Annotated in this window: 15 protein-coding genes and 1 tRNA gene; 8 read left to right on the forward strand and 8 right to left on the reverse strand. The window is 54.1% G+C overall.

Annotated features, from left to right (window positions below; translation table 11 throughout):
• Positions 1 to 46: 46 nt before the first annotated feature.
• Both GS636_RS06525 and GS636_RS06530 read right to left on the reverse strand, forming a co-directional pair.
• Positions 47 to 430 (reverse strand): GFA family protein, encoded by a 384-nt coding sequence (locus GS636_RS06525; protein WP_171668864.1) that lies wholly within the window; start codon positions 428 to 430, stop codon positions 47 to 49.
• A 20-nt stretch (positions 431 to 450) separates the two neighbouring features.
• Complete coding sequence (locus tag GS636_RS06530) at positions 451 to 1437, reverse strand: NAD(P)-dependent oxidoreductase (RefSeq protein WP_171668865.1); 987 nt, start codon at positions 1435 to 1437, stop codon at positions 451 to 453.
• A gap of 198 nt (positions 1438 to 1635) precedes the next feature.
• On the opposite strand from GS636_RS06530, the gene GS636_RS06535 reads away from it, so the two are divergent.
• From GS636_RS06535 to GS636_RS22860, 4 genes are all read left to right on the forward strand, one after another.
• Positions 1636 to 2097: an SH3 domain-containing protein gene (locus GS636_RS06535; RefSeq protein WP_171092660.1), complete on the forward strand. Its 462-nt coding sequence runs from the start codon at positions 1636 to 1638 to the stop codon at positions 2095 to 2097.
• A gap of 91 nt (positions 2098 to 2188) precedes the next feature.
• Entirely contained in the window at positions 2189 to 3178 is a 990-nt protein-coding gene (locus tag GS636_RS06540) for an NADPH:quinone reductase (RefSeq protein ID WP_171668866.1), read from the forward strand.
• A gap of 89 nt (positions 3179 to 3267) precedes the next feature.
• A tRNA-Gln gene (locus GS636_RS06545) sits at positions 3268 to 3342 on the forward strand.
• 1148 nt (positions 3343 to 4490) lie between these two features.
• Positions 4491 to 4892 carry a thermonuclease family protein gene (locus GS636_RS22860; protein WP_371808704.1) on the forward strand — a complete coding sequence of 134 codons (402 nt, stop codon included), beginning with the start codon at positions 4491 to 4493 and terminating at the stop codon, positions 4890 to 4892.
• Between the two features lie 151 nt (positions 4893 to 5043).
• On the opposite strand, the gene GS636_RS06555 is transcribed toward GS636_RS22860, so the two are convergent.
• Together GS636_RS06555 and GS636_RS06560 are read right to left on the reverse strand one after the other, a co-directional pair.
• A complete protein-coding gene (locus GS636_RS06555; protein ID WP_171668868.1) occupies positions 5044 to 5844 on the reverse strand; it encodes an outer membrane protein in 801 nt (266 codons plus the stop codon).
• Positions 5845 to 5917: 73 nt separating this feature from the next.
• Complete coding sequence (locus GS636_RS06560) at positions 5918 to 7501, reverse strand: sulfatase-like hydrolase/transferase (RefSeq protein WP_171668869.1); 1584 nt, start codon at positions 7499 to 7501, stop codon at positions 5918 to 5920.
• 117 nt (positions 7502 to 7618) lie between these two features.
• On the opposite strand from GS636_RS06560, the gene GS636_RS06565 reads away from it, so the two are divergent.
• Together GS636_RS06565 and GS636_RS06570 are read left to right on the forward strand one after the other, a co-directional pair.
• Positions 7619 to 8215 (forward strand): TetR/AcrR family transcriptional regulator, encoded by a 597-nt coding sequence (locus GS636_RS06565; protein WP_171188246.1) that lies wholly within the window; start codon positions 7619 to 7621, stop codon positions 8213 to 8215.
• Positions 8216 to 8517: 302 nt separating this feature from the next.
• Positions 8518 to 9792, forward strand: a complete 1275-nt coding sequence (locus tag GS636_RS06570) for an adenylate/guanylate cyclase domain-containing protein (protein ID WP_171668870.1) — start codon at positions 8518 to 8520, stop codon at positions 9790 to 9792.
• 116 nt (positions 9793 to 9908) lie between these two features.
• Here the strand turns inward: GS636_RS06570 and GS636_RS06575 are convergent, their stop codons facing one another.
• Together GS636_RS06575 and GS636_RS06580 are read right to left on the reverse strand one after the other, a co-directional pair.
• Positions 9909 to 10313: a DUF4345 domain-containing protein gene (locus GS636_RS06575; protein WP_171668871.1), complete on the reverse strand. Its 405-nt coding sequence runs from the start codon at positions 10311 to 10313 to the stop codon at positions 9909 to 9911.
• Positions 10314 to 10341: 28 nt separating this feature from the next.
• A complete protein-coding gene (locus GS636_RS06580) occupies positions 10342 to 11169 on the reverse strand; it encodes an NmrA family NAD(P)-binding protein (protein WP_171668872.1) in 828 nt (275 codons plus the stop codon).
• A gap of 137 nt (positions 11170 to 11306) precedes the next feature.
• On the opposite strand from GS636_RS06580, the gene GS636_RS06585 reads away from it, so the two are divergent.
• Positions 11307 to 12314, forward strand: coding sequence for an AraC family transcriptional regulator (locus tag GS636_RS06585; RefSeq protein WP_171091917.1), 1008 nt, complete (start codon positions 11307 to 11309; stop codon positions 12312 to 12314).
• On the opposite strand, the gene GS636_RS06590 is transcribed toward GS636_RS06585, so the two are convergent.
• Together GS636_RS06590 and GS636_RS06595 are read right to left on the reverse strand one after the other, a co-directional pair.
• Positions 12281 to 12754 carry a GNAT family N-acetyltransferase gene (locus tag GS636_RS06590; RefSeq protein ID WP_171668873.1) on the reverse strand — a complete coding sequence of 158 codons (474 nt, stop codon included), beginning with the start codon at positions 12752 to 12754 and terminating at the stop codon, positions 12281 to 12283. The two genes, GS636_RS06585 and GS636_RS06590, sit on opposite strands and share 34 nt — an antisense overlap.
• Positions 12755 to 12820: 66 nt before the next feature.
• Positions 12821 to 13468, reverse strand: coding sequence for a class I SAM-dependent methyltransferase (locus GS636_RS06595; RefSeq protein ID WP_171668874.1), 648 nt, complete (start codon positions 13466 to 13468; stop codon positions 12821 to 12823).
• A 96-nt stretch (positions 13469 to 13564) separates the two neighbouring features.
• Between GS636_RS06595 and GS636_RS06600 the strand changes: the two genes are divergently transcribed.
• On the forward strand, positions 13565 to 14464 hold the full coding sequence (locus GS636_RS06600; protein ID WP_171668875.1) for a LysR family transcriptional regulator: 900 nt from the start codon (positions 13565 to 13567) through the stop codon (positions 14462 to 14464).
• Positions 14465 to 14571 lie beyond the last annotated feature (107 nt).

Raw genomic sequence — 14571 nt, forward strand, 5'->3', positions numbered from 1 at the left:
GTTTGCTGTACAGGCGTGATTAAACAGCAAGGTTTCGCCTCGCCATCTAGGGCGCGGCATCGTCCCGATTCTGGCCAAACCGCTTCATTCCAGTGAACTCGGGCAACCAGTCTTCGCGTCGCGAAGCCCAGCATTCATAAGTCGGCTTCAATTGGTTGGGCTCGTCGAGACACCCCGGATGCACCTCGACCTCAGACCCACTGCGCGCAAAGACCGGAGAACCACAGGTTGGGCAAAAAAATCGATCCGCATAGCCCTGTGACGGGCCGGAAATCTCGACGGCCTCGCTGGGGAACATTGCTGCCGCATAAAACAACGCTCCATGATGCTTACGACAGTCCAGGCAATGACAAATCCCAACCCGAAGAGGACGGCCCAAAGCCGTGATGCGCAAACGTCCACAGCGGCACCCCCCTTCAAACCGGTCCATGAAGGCTCCTTTCCGGTGGCTTACAGCATCGAGGGCACAACCTGGTCTGGCGGACGGTGGCCATCTTCGAAGGTCTTGATGTTGATGATAACCTTCTCACCCATTTCGATCCGCCCTTCCAAAGTGGCCGATCCCATATGCGGCAACAGCACAACGTTGGGCAGCTGCCGCAGTCGTGGGTTCACATCGGTGCCTTGCTCGTAAACGTCCAGCCCTGCACCTGCGATTTCGCCCGCACGGATCATCCGCGTCAGGGCGTTTTCGTCGACAACTTCACCGCGTGACGTGTTCACGATCACCGCCGATGGTTTCATCAGCTTCAGCCGACGTGCGTTCATCAGGTGGAATGTCGATGGGGTCGATGGGCAGTTGACCGAGATCACATCCATTCGCGCGACCATCTGATCCAGACTTTCCCAATAGGTCGCCTCTAACTCTTGCTCGGTCTCGGGACGCAGCCGGCGACGGTTATGATAGTGCACTTGCATTCCAAACGCACTTGCCCGCCGCGCAACGGCCTGCCCGATCCGGCCCATGCCCAGAATACCTAAACGCCGCCCCCCGATGCGCCCGCCCAAAAAGGCGGTTGGGGCCCAGCCGGTCCAGTCACCCTGTTGCATCACGCCCAATCCTTCGGGAATGCGGCGCGTTACGGCCAGGATCAACGCCATTGTCATGTCCGCTGTGTCGTCAGTCAGCACACCCGGCGTGTTCGAAACCAGAATGCCGCGCTGTCGGGCTGTGGACACATCAATATTGTCGACACCCGCCCCATAATTGGCGATCAGCTTAAGGTTTTCACCTGCCTGCCCCAGCAGGCCACCATCGATCGTATCGGTCACCGTGGGCACCAGCACATCGGCTTCCTGTACCGCGGCCACCAGCTCATCTCTTGTCATCGGCATGTCGTCATCGCGCAGGCGCACGTCAAACAACTCGCTCAACCGGGTTTCCACCGCTTCGGGCAACCGTCGCGTTACGACAACACTCAGACGTTCTCTTGGCACCTTGGCCCTCCCACTGCTTTGCAAACAGACGCGCGCCATGGCATCGTGGCGCAGGATAAGGCGGGGCACAAGAACCCCAGTGGCATTGAGTCGACCTTTTTTCGAAACCGGATCAACAGGCATAAGAGCAGGCAGTCAGTGAGTGGTATTCGACCGGTAAAGCGCCAATGTCTGGCGGCGATATCCGTATTTCTGGTCATGTTCAGCTCTTGGGCTGCGCATGCCGAGGACAAGCGCGGATCGGTTACCAACCTTCCCCTGCCCCGCTATGTGTCAATGAAAGCCGCCGAAGGGAACGTTCGGCGCGGGCCGTCGCTAAGCCATCGAATCGACTGGGTCTTCAAACGGCGCGGTATGCCACTGCAGGTGACGGCGGAATACGGCAACTGGCGCAAAGTTCAGGACCGAGACGGGGCCGGTGGCTGGGTTCACTATGCTCTGTTGTCAGGTGTGCGCACGGTACTGATCGAATCTGACATGCTGCCCGTCTATACCCGCCCCGACCCCAACTCGCCCGTGAATGCACATTTCGAGACCGGCGTCGTGGCCCGCCTTGGCACGTGTTCGCTGGACTGGTGCCGGATCACGGCGGGTGGCTATCGGGGCTGGACTTTGAAGGCGAATCTTTGGGGTGTCGACCCTTCAGAGATCCGCGAATAAGACACCTGCCCAGCGTTGCGCTGATCACCTTTTGCAAAAGGTTTGAATTCACTGCCGGTTTAAGTTGTAACTGAGGCAAACGGAGGATTCCATGCGCGCAGTTACCTATTCCGCTTTCGGAGACGCAGTCAAAGTCTTGCATCTTCAAGACCTTCCCCCGGTTCCTCCCGGTCCGGGTGAAGTTACTGTCGAGTTGGCATTTTCAGGCGTCAACCCATCCGACATAAAGGCCCGAGCTGGAACCCGACCGGGCGTGACGGAACCTCCTTTCCCTGTGATCATCCCCCATAGCGACGGCTCTGGCGTGATCACAGCTGTCGGCGACAGCGTCCCCGCATCTCGGATCGGGCAGCGCGTGTGGGTCTGGAACGGGCAATGGCAACGCGCATTTGGAACAGCCGCCAGCCACATTACCTTGCCCAGCGCTCAAGCCGTTGAATTACCAGATTCAGTGTCATTCGAGACTGGTGCGGTTCTGGGTATTCCGGGACTGACGGCCTGCCACGCTGTTTTCTCAGGGGGCACTCCCAAAGGGCATACGATTCTGATTCACGGTGGTGCTGGTACGGTCGGGTATCTGGCTGTTCAGTTGGCAAAATGGGCGGGCACACGCGTCATCGCAACCGCCAGCCGCCGCAACTTCGACCGGGTGAAATCGGCGGGCGTGGATGTGGTGCTTGACTACAACAGCCCAGATCTTGCTGATCAGATATTGGGCGCAAATGACGGGCGCACAATCAGCCGCGTCATCGATGTCGAATTCGGAGCAAATATCGAAACGAACACCGCCGTAATTGCCGAAAACGGCCGCATCAACGCCTACGGCTCAGCGCAAAACATGGCACCGATTTTCCCTTTTGGGCCAATGATGTTCAAGGCTGTAACGCTCGAGATGATCCTGATATATCTCTTGCCAGCAAATTTACGCTCTGCCGCCATTGAGACCCTACACAATGCACTGACCGAAGGTGCCCTGACCTGCCCTGTCCAGAGAGTCTTTACACTAGAAGACTGCGCTGCCGCTCATGACATAGTTCAGGATGGGAACCGCGTCGGGGCAGTGTTGGTTGCTACCAAATGAACACGCCAAAAATTTTTCCGGCCGTCACATTTTTTTGCCAAATAGCTCTTGAACCCCGACAGCAACAATCGTAGACAGCCGCTCACCGTTGGGGTGTAGCCAAGTGGTAAGGCAGCGGTTTTTGGTACCGTGTATCGTAGGTTCGAATCCTACCACCCCAGCCAATAAAATCAGGGACTTTTCGGTCCCTTTTTTTATATCTAATCGTCAGGTGTCCGGCTTAGGTGTCCAAACGCAGGAATCGACATTCTGTGCGGATAATGCGCGTGGTAATAACCAATGAACGATAACGCCCGTCACGGGATGGACAACTGTTTGACTTGCGCCGGAACAAAGTTAGAACATTCAACATGCGCAAGTGGCCACAAACAATCCCGTATGATCTACGCTGCCGACAAGAATCGCTGCATGAATACCGCAGCACACCTAGCATCCAAACCCAATGGGGCGAAGTCTTGGAATGGCTGGAAAAGCATGGTGTGGAAACGCCATATCATACGTTGCCGACCGAACCAGAATTGAAAGGTCCGGTCGGCCACTGGTGACGGAAAACTCGTTACCCCCTCATCCCCAAAAAAACCCGCATTGTTCGGAGGGAAACCAATTGAACAAAGCGGGCGTTAGTTTCGGGGTAACTAGATTACGCCTAGGATCGCGGTTTGGATCAAAGTTCCCCGCGTCACCTTAATCTGGGATGATAGGCAACGCGGGGATTTAGTCTGACCATGGGACTGCCCAGACTAAATGGGGCATGAGTGTTACGGGTCGATTCGCTAGTTGGATCAATAGCCGGTACCCCGCCTCAGTTCAGCGGGTGTTTTTTCTCTGGGCGAACCAAACATCAAAGCCAGTATCCATCACTTGGTTGATTACCCTGGGTGTTGATTAATCACGGTACAAACATCAATTCGGATTAAGACTTCCGAGAGCGGCTAAGTAATTGATCTGCATATTATTTGTTTTGGCGGAAATTAAAAAACTATTGGCCGTGAATCGAAAGTAATTCGACCCAAAAACACCCTAATTGAACAACCTACTTCATCCGCTTCGTGGAAGGGTTTTGGGAATAATGGAACTAGTTGTCTTGGCCGTTGTTTTTGGCGGACTTTTAATTAAGGTCACTGGCTCAAGCCGCACTATAGGTCGCTCCTTAGGCCGTGCAGTAGGTCGCTCTCGTCGGAGAAGTACCTCCCTAAAGCCGGTAGTTCGACCTAACAATCGGCGATCAACTCTGAAGCCAGTTGTTCGACCCAACAATAGACGCCGCATCCACAAGCCAGCATACCCAATACCAGCAATGCCAAAGAGCATGATGCTGCAAGGGCGTGCCTATGTGATAGATGGAGACACTATCCGAATAAATGGAACAAAGATTCGTTTGGCTGGAATCGATGCTCCGGAATTGGACATGCCTTACGGCCAAAAGTCCAAATGGGCGATGGTCGAAATTTGTAAGGGGCAGGCCATTACCGCAGAACTTGATGGTGAAAGGTCTTACGACCGACTTGTGGGAACATGCTATCTACCAGACGGTCGAGACATTGGTGCAGAGTTAATTAAACAAGGACTGGCTTTAGATTTGCCGGAGTTTTCTCGTGGTAAGTATCGCCATCTAGAGCCACCGGGAGTGCGGCGAAGGCTCGCTAACGGGCAGTTTGGGCATGCTTCTATCCGCATTCGGCAGAGGACGACAAAAAAGGTGAGCCGGAGCTGAGACTATTAGGCTCTGGACCTATTAACAGGTCGGAGCGTAAACGGCTGTTTTGATCCAGAGCAGACACTGGTAGAAAACACGGCTATGACCGGGTTGCGGACAAACCCGCCGTTGGCCGGAGAGCAGAGCATGCTTTGATCTGGGCCGCAAATCAGAACCTGAACTTGACGCCAAGAACCGGCCCGTGCTGATCGACGTCATATTCGAACGCCCCTGTGGACAGCGTGTCGCTGTAGTCCATGCTGAAATATCGCCACCCAAAGAACAGCGAAGTTGTCTCCCACGGACGCCAATCCACACCAATATTAGCTCCGACTTGCAGGTCGTTACCGCCTGCGCCAAAGCCGCCAAGTTCCAAGGATGCAATTGCGGTCCATCGCTCGTTGAGCACCCAAGTGCCGCGTGCGCCGATTACGGGTTCCCACCAGCCTTCATCACCGCCCAACACTGGGATTGGTGCCGGAGATGTCACTGTAATCTCCTGGCGCAACGAGTTATAACGCGCGCCAGCCTGTAGATCGATGGCGTAGCGCTGCCCGTTACCACCGATTGCGTCAACGGCCTTGTACGCCGCAAGAAAACCCAGCCATTCCTGACGAATATCGGCGCTGAACGGAGCGCTTCCAGGTGTGGGCAAGCTGCCATCGGCTTCAAGCGAAACATAGTTGGCATCAATTATGAAACCCCAATTGCCACGCCAGGCTTCGTATCTACCGGCTGCGGCGAAATCGAGGAGCTCCAGCGCGTCGCCAAAATCCAGATCAAGTGGGACGGTCACTCCTGCAACCGTAGAGTCCCCGCTGGTTCTCGCTGGCAGGAAAGCATAGATCGCAAGAGTATGACGCCATTCTGTTTCGCTTTGTCCGGCGAGCGGAATTGGTTCCGCGATGGCTTGCTTCGAAGCGAGTACGGTTACTGTCGCTAAGGCAAGTTTCGATATGGTCTGTTTCATACTTCAGCTCGTTTGGCTATCTTGATTTCTATATTGACCGAGCCGCCAATTCGGCGGCTCAAATCTCGTGAGCTCAATGACCTTGGGCTTTGAGACGTGCTTCCTCAGGAGTGATTGGTTCACGGTGAGGGAACTGCTCGACGCGACCGTAGTGCATGCCCAAAAGCTTCTGCATCGGCTGAACCACCCAAAGGCCGGGATAAAGCGCGCCGTATTTCTCGCCGGGATCTCGCTTCACATTATAGAAGTCCATTCCCGGCAACCCCCCGTGACCTTCTGTGATGTGGATTTTGTGATCATTGTATCGGAATGCGCCAAGCACATCGGCGCTGTAGTGGGCCATAAACTGTCGACGTCCATGACCTTCTCCATTCAGAAGAAGCGATGTCTGATCAATACCGTCGGTGATCCTGTCACTGGGTATTTTGTCCAATGCGCCACCGATCCGAGCTGCTGTAGTAAACAGGTCAGTAACGTGAATTACGTCCATGGGGTCTTGCATCGGTTGGATCATGCCGGGCCACCAAGCCATTGCAGGGACGCGAACTCCACCCTCAAGAACATCTCCTTTTGCACCGCGTAACAGAGTGTAGCCGGCGGTTGGCCAGAAGGCGTACATGGGACCATTATCACTGATCCAAACGACCAGTGTATTTTCTGCGATGCCTTCTGCTTTCAAAGTTTCAAGCAATTGGCCGACATGCTTATTGTGTAAAGCCATGAAGGACGCCTGACGATTATTCTTGTCGACCATCGGGTGGTCGATGAACTCTTGGCTTGGCGCGATTTGCTGAGCATATGATGCCCAGTAGATGAAGAATGGGTTTTCGTCCTCGGCATGTTCTTTTACATATTCTGTGATCTGGCTGATCGACTCGTTTTCAAAAGCTTCCTGCCTTTCTGGTGAGAGCGCCCCAGCTGCACCTTCGATTGGGATGCGACCCTCACCTTTCCGGCCGACATAACCGCCTATAGAAAGATCGATACCCGCCTCTTCCAGATAAGTTTCGTTTCCGGGGAAGTCAGCGAAGGGAAATGTGCCGCTTTGATCCTCATATGATGCCTGCCAATAGTCCGGGGCTCCATTAAAGAGGCCATAGTACGCGTAATCATATCCTTGGTTTTCCGGAGCATGCTCGGGCAAATCACCAAGGTGCCACTTACCCCACATCGCGGTTTGGTAGCCGACCTCGGATAGAACTTCTGCTGTCGTGACTTCTTCAGGTGACAACCCGTCGACCTGTCCTGGCCATAAAACAGTCAAAAGACCTGTGCGAACCGGATGGCGACCCGTGTTGATGGCGATCCGAGTTGGTGTGCAAGATGGTTCGGCGTAACCCGACCAGAACCTCATCCCTTCAAATGCCATCTTGTCCAGGGTTTCCGAAGGTGTGCCGCGATGCTTTCCACCGCCTTGCCAACCCAACTCACCCCAGCCGACATCGTCGGTCAGTATATAAATGATGTTGGGTTTTTTTCCGAACTTCTCCACCAATGCCGCGAGCTTTGCATCAATTTCGGCATCTTCAGCGGCCCAAGTCTCAGCATTACGCTGTGCGTTTGCCAAATGAGGGCCGTCGGGTTCAAAGGAGCTCGCTGGAGCTGCAATAGCCATAGATACCGCGAATGCGGCGCTTGTTCTAAGTCCATGTTTCATAGTCTCCCCCCTCAAATTTGCATGCAGGCATTGTAAAGAATACTATACGCTACCGTCTATAAATATATACGGCTCCGTATAGTTGAATATATTAGTTGGTTTAGATAACTGCTGAATTTGATACAGATCAAAGGCAATAGTGTTTTGGTTAAAAGGCGTGTCAGCAAGCAAGATTGGTTAAACGCCTCGCTCGACCTACTTCGGGCCGGGGGGATTGAAGCAGTTCGCGTCGAACGAGTTGCCGATAAGTTGAACGTGGCCAAAAGCGGTTTTTACTATCACTTTCGTGACAGGACCGACCTTCACAAGGCTTTGCTGGACTATTGGCTACAGCTTGATGGCACCCCCTTCCTTCAAGAGCGGCGATTTGCGGAGGCTTCTCCCATTGAGAAGCTCGCAATTGTTGCCGCGGTCGTAGACGATGCCGATCTCAGCCGATACGACAGCGCGATCCGCCAGTGGGCACGACAGGATCCAAAGGTTCGTCGTGTCTGGCGGAAAGAGATGAACAAAAGGCTTGAGCACATTCGTGGTCTGTTTCGGGAGATTGGGTTCGAGGGCGAGCAATTGGAGATGCGCGTCCGTACATTCGTCGCCTATCAAGTTGGCGAACGCGAGCTTTTTTCAGAGCTATCTGCGAAAGATCGCTCTCGGCTTCGGAGCATTAGACTGAACCTTCTTGTGCACGGTAAATCCGACGAAACGGAACCGTAGTGCAGAATCTCGACAAGCTTCAACTAAACTGAGGCCGTATTTCTTCACTTAATCAACGCCCGCTTTGGGCTCAAGGCAGTCATCTGAGTCTTTCAGTCAGATGACGGCTTAGGAACGGAAAGCGGTCATTGTTGGTGGTCATTCCGAGAAATATCGCCCCAAGGCCTCCATTGAACGGCAGCGGACGTTCGCTGAAATCTGCTGAACGTCTGCCTAGCGGACAAAGCGGCCACATGGGCCGCTCAACAATTCAAATGACATGCGCGGTCGTCTATTACAAAGTGCGGGTTGAGGAGTGCGTCATGTCCGATGTTTTCGACCGTATTGCCGACTGGTTGCAAAAGCTGGCCTTTTTCGACGGCGATGTTGGTGGCCTGGTTGAGCATCTCAGTCACAGGCTGATCGACGGCGGTGTGCCAGTCGCGCGGGTTTCGCTGGGCCGTCTCATGATGCATCCCGTCATCGGACTGGTCGATGCAACTTGGGATGCATCAACGGACCGCATAGACTGGACTGTCATGCCACGGAGTTCAGTGACCGATGACCTTTTTGACAAGGCGCCGTTCGGCGAAAACACCAAGCTGACCGCCAGAATAGCCACTAAGTTCTTTCAAAGTGATATCTGGGATCTGGCCGACGGGCTGGTCGGCGAGACGGAAATGATGCCGGTGCTGCGTGCCAATCTGACCGATCCGTCAACCCGTGACAAATATCCGATTTACCAGAAGCTGGCTGCATCGGGCATCACCGATTACCTGGTCTTTTCCGTTCCGTTTGGCAAACGGAGCATTACCTTCGAAAGCGGCACGCAGTGGGTACTGGGCGCTTCAGTGTCCTTCGCGACAAAAAGGCGCTCCGGCTTTACACAGCGGGAAATCGACGGCCTCACGCGACTGTCGATACCACTGTTTGGCACCGTCCACGTCTTCACGGAGCAGTTCCTAGCGGCTGAACTGATGGAGGCCTACCTGGGCAGGATTTCAGGCCGATCCGTCTTGAACGGCCAAATATCGCGTGGCGATGTCCGCGAGATCGATTGTGCACTTCTGTTCAGCGACATGCACGGCTCTACGGCCCTGAGCCAACGCCTGTCACCGGGTGACTACGTGGCCGCGGTCAACCGGTACTTTGACTGTGTCGCGGGTGCGGTACACGACCATGGTGGCGAGGTGCTGAAGTTCGTCGGTGATGGATTGCTCGCGATTTTCCCGTTTGATGGTCATCGGCGGCTGCCGGAGGACATGTGCGAGGCAGCCCTGTCGGCGGCACGGGAAGCGTTTCAAAGGCGCGAGGAAATTGAGCCCGAGAATCGAACGGATTTTGGAATCGGCCTGCACATGGGCGCGGCGATCTACGGCAACGTGGGAACTGAAAGCAGGCTGGACTTCACGGTGACCGGGACTTCCGTCGCAATGGTAAGCAGGTTGGAGGGGCTGACCCGGTCCGTTGATGCACCCATTCTGGCAACGAGCGAGTTTGCCGAACTTGTCACCGAAACACCCAGCACGTTGGGATCACACACCTTGCGCGGTTTCGACGACGGCGTGGAAGTCTTCTCATTCGAACCCCTGGTTTGACAGCCCACCGCTCCGGTAATTGATGCAGAGTTACCCGGCGGCTGATGTCCGCTTTGGGCTCGTAGCGGTCATTCGCCGAAATGTCGCGAGCGACCGCTCTGCGGGACAAAGCCGTCTCAGGCCGGCGCTGCAGATTTCGCATTTCCACCGACAACCCACAAACACAACACCCCAAGCAAAACCTCTATCGCAAATGCGGCAAGAATGTTTTCGGATGGCCAACCATCGAGGACGAAACTGATTGTCCTGCCCACGGCGAAAGCTGAGAAAACCGTGGCCCCAAGCAAGGCTGAGGCCTGGACTAACTTTTGGTAAAATGCTCCGCACAAAATGATCAGGCCAAGTACCGCGAGATTGGCAGCAGGTGCACGCAACTCACTCATCAGGTTTGGCTGCGGCGAGAGTACGATGCCGTAGTTGGCGTAGAAAGACTGTGGGTCCAGAGTGATGGCCAGACCTATGGCAAATGCCGTTAATCCGGACATACCCAAGATAAGTCTGCGTTTAAGTTCAAGTTTCATGATTGTCTCCAATGTCCTTTGGCTTGGCTTAAGCGGCTTTGGTCCACGCGCCAGACATTTCAGCTTTGTTTGCGAAGTCGGCGAAGTCGCGTGGCGCGCGTCCAAGCGCACGCTGGACCCCGTCCCCGAGGTTCGCATTGCGCCCGTCCAGCGTTTCACGCGCGATGTCCGTAATCACATCAGCAATCATCTCGCCATTCGCGTGCGCGATTTCCGCGTGGAAGTCTTCGAATGAAATGGGCAGGTATTGCACAGTCTTGCCCATTGCGCGCGAAAGCTCTGCAGCCATGTCGGCAAACGTCATGAGACGTGGTCCCGTGACTTCGTAAAGTTCGCCGTCGTGTCCTTCTTCTGTCAAAGCAGCTACGGCAACATCGGCGATGTCGTCCACGTCGATGATTGGTTCGCGTACATCGCCGGCGGGCATTGGCAAGACACCTGCCATGACCGGACCAAGCAATGCCCCTTCAGAGAAGTTTTGGGCAAACCATGCTGCACGAACGATAGTGAACGGAACTCCGGAATTGCGTACGACTGCTTCCGCTCGTTGCGCATGAAACTCGCCACGCCCGGTTAGCAGCACAAAACGCCGTAATCCCTTTTCACGAGCCAATGCTGTGAAGGCTTCGACTTGCTCAACCGCACCTTGAAAAGCGATGTCAGGAAAGTAAGAAATATAAGCAGACGAGACGCCTTCCAGGATTGCGGGCCAGGTCTGCGGTTGTTCCCAGTCAAATGGCGTTTCACTGTTCCGCGATGCGCGCCGGACTGTCTGCCCTTTTTCTTCCAGACGTGTCGCGATCCGCGATCCGGTTTTGCCTGTTGCGCCAAGTACAAGAATGGTTTGCTGTGTCATTGGTCATCTCCATGAGTTCAGTTGATGACCCGAAATTAGACAGTCAATTGAGATATTCTATTCTTCAAAATCCATTAATATTATCCAATCGTCCTAAAAGCATAGACGAAGAGCCAAATTTCAGCCAAAGTCGCGACATGAACAAGGTTGAACCACATGTCCCTGACCCAGATGCACTGGCAAAGCCGATCGGCGATCCGCTGGGGGAAATCCTTCATCTTCTGAAACTCACTGGCACATTCTATTGCCAGTCTCGCATGACAGCACCCTGGGGCGTATCGATACCGGGATTTCCCGGTGTACTGAGCTTTGCGGTCATCACACACGGGCGGTGCTTAATGAAGGTCGGTGACGATGACCCGTTCGAGGTCGAAAAAGGCGATCTTGTCTTGATGACCAACGGAGCTCCGGTCGGTTTCTTTAGCTCAGAAGACACGCCGCTTTTAACGCTGGAGGAGTTGCCTATTCGCAAGGTAACCGAGCTTTATGAAACACTGGAATACGGCGGCGGCGGCGCGGAGACGGGCATCATGTACGGCTTGGTCCGAATAGATCACGCCGCCAGTGATATGTTGATGCGCTTGCTTCCAGATGTACTCAAAATCGACCCGTGGGAGGAGGACGCCGGAAGCTGGTTACAGGCAACTTTGCAATTCATCGCAAAAGAGGCGCGGGAATTGAGACCGGGCGGCGAAACCGTGATCACACGACTGGCCGATGTGGTTGTCATTGAGGCCATTCGTCGTTGGTTGAACAGCGCACCCGATGCGGATCGAGGCTGGTTAAAAGCTGCGCGAGACCCGCAGATCGGGCGCACGATAGTCGCAATTCACCGTGCGCCTGCTGCAGCTTGGACAGTCGAGTCACTCGCGGAGGTTGCTGGTATGTCCAGATCCGCTTTCGCGGCGCGGTTTACTGAGTTGGTAGGTGTTCCGGCAATCCAGTATCTTGCAACGTGGCGTATGCACCTGGCCAGAGAAAGGTTGGTGTCCACCGATCAACCTATCTCGCAGATTGCCGCTGACATCGGATACTTGTCAGAGCCTGCGTTCAACAAAGCCTTCAAACGGGTGTATGGCGCACCACCGGGAAAAATCAGGAAGAACGGAGTTCACTCCGTATCCAGGCGAAACTTGAGAAACTGAGCATCTTCGTATTCGATCTCGCCTATGTGTTTGGCGCCGAGTTTCCGGAGCGCACCCAGATTTTTTCGACTTGGTGGCGACAGAAACGTGACAAAGGGGATACGTTTGTCAGCGATCGCAAAGTCGATTGCCATTTTGGAAATCCGTTTCCCAAGGCCAAAGGCGTCGGGCCGCAAAACCAACCCAAAATCCCACTCGTCATCTTCTTTTTGAAAGCCCCCCCAACCAACATACTGACCGCCTGACAAAAACGCCCAATGTCCAAGACCGTCCCGCGCCCAGTAGCCTTCCTTCTTAGCGATAAACTCTCTTGCGACCTCGATACTCCATTTGAACGTCAAAAGCGGCATATGCTCTGCTACCCGGGGGTCGGACATATGAACCGCAATGTCATTCGGATCGATTTCCGAAAGGCGTGCAAATGAAATCCCATCTTTCATCATTATACTCATTTGATGGCCCGAGCTGTCCCTTGCATGCACATAATTATGGCGCGAATGCTTTTTTTACGACTTTCTCGCGACAATGTACCGGCTCAGCAATAACCCGGCTTGATCCGCCGTCTCGACGATATCGAAGCCCGCAAGTTCAATGGCTTGCTGGAGTTCAGCTACGGACACAAAATTTACGAACGGAGCTTTCCCGAGCAACTGCATAATCGGGATCTCTATTCGGCTGATCATGCCATATTTCAACCCTCCACTCTCCGGAGCGCAGACGGTTTTGGAAATGAATACCCCACCGGGTTTTGTAAGGGTCGCAATGTGTTCGAGTGCTTTGCCCAGATCGGGAACAAGGTGCAGCAGATTATGTGCGAGGACAGCGTCGTAAGAACCGTCGTTAGGATCGTGCTGCAGAACCTCGGCCACTTTGAACGTTACATTCTCCAGCTCTTCTTCAGCGAGTTTTTCGTTAGCGATTTCGATCATCCCCGGTGCGAGATCGGAGGCAGTTATTTGAGCCACATCCGGTGCCAGCAACAACGCGGTCGACCCCGTTCCACAGCCGATTTCCAGCACGCTGTCTTCGGCTTTCAGGTGGGACTTTGTACGTTCGAGCGTGTTCAGATACCCTTCCATATTTCGGATAGGATCAGCCGCATATTTGCGCGAAATCTTGCTCCAAAATGCGGCATCTTTGGACAATGTAGCCATATCGTTTCTCTTTTCCTTTGGCGTCACCGCAGCCAATATCTTAAAACGCCAATTTATTAAATTGCCAGATATTGCAGAACTGTTATGCATTAATGCATGAATTGGAAGGCAATCAATTTCGATTGGAACCAGGCTCGGTCTTTTCTTGCAACGGCAGAAGAAGGCTCGTTTTCTGCCGCGGCGCGCGTGCTTGAACAGACCCAGCCAACCGTGGGTCGTCAGGTCGCCGCGCTGGAACAGGCGCTAGGCGTCACCTTGTTTGAAAGGGTTGGCAAGTCGCTTAATCTGACAACAGCCGGTGCTGAGCTTTTGGTGCATGTCAGTGAAATGGCAAATGTCGCGAACAGAATTTCTCTGACCGCAACAAGCCAGTCACAAGCAGTTGAAGGGCAAGTCAGGATCACTGCTTCCGACGTGATGTCGGCCTATCAGCTACCGCCTATTTTCAAACAGATCAGGATCGCGGCACCGCGGCTTGAAATCGACGTTGTCGCAGCAAATGACATACGAGACATACAGCGGCGCGAGGCAGATATCGCAATTCGGCATGTGCGCCCGACACAGCCGGACCTGATTGCAAAGCTCGTGTCAGAAGCGACGGCACATTTTTACGCTGCCCCTTCATACCTCGAACAGGTTGGGCGACCACGAAATGAAGACGAACTTGCTAAGTTGGATTTCGTCAGCTTTGGCGATGTTGACACGATGATTGGATTTCTCAATCCGGCTGGCATCGAAGTAACCCGCAAGAATTTTCGGATTGGATCGCAGAGCGGGATAGTGTCATGGGAGCTTGTGCGCCAAGGCTTCGGCATTAGTGTTATGTCAGACGATGTGGCGGCCCTTACACCCGGTGTGGAGCGTGTTCTGCCCGAACGCGAGCCATTCAAATTTCCTATCTGGTTGGCCACACACTCTGAGTTACAAACAGCGCGAAGGATCAGGTTGGTTTTTGATCAGCTTGCAGACCATCTCGGCTCGCGGACAATTCTCTGAACCTGAATTCGTCTGGTGTCGTGAACTGGAGTCTGCTTCGGGCTCACTGCCGTCATCTGAGGCTTTTCGTCGGATGACCGGTTCGCCGCTCTGAGCGGCCATCCGCG

The organism is Ruegeria sp. HKCCD4884, from assembly GCF_013110855.1.
Taxonomy (GTDB): Bacteria; Pseudomonadota; Alphaproteobacteria; order Rhodobacterales; family Rhodobacteraceae; genus Ruegeria.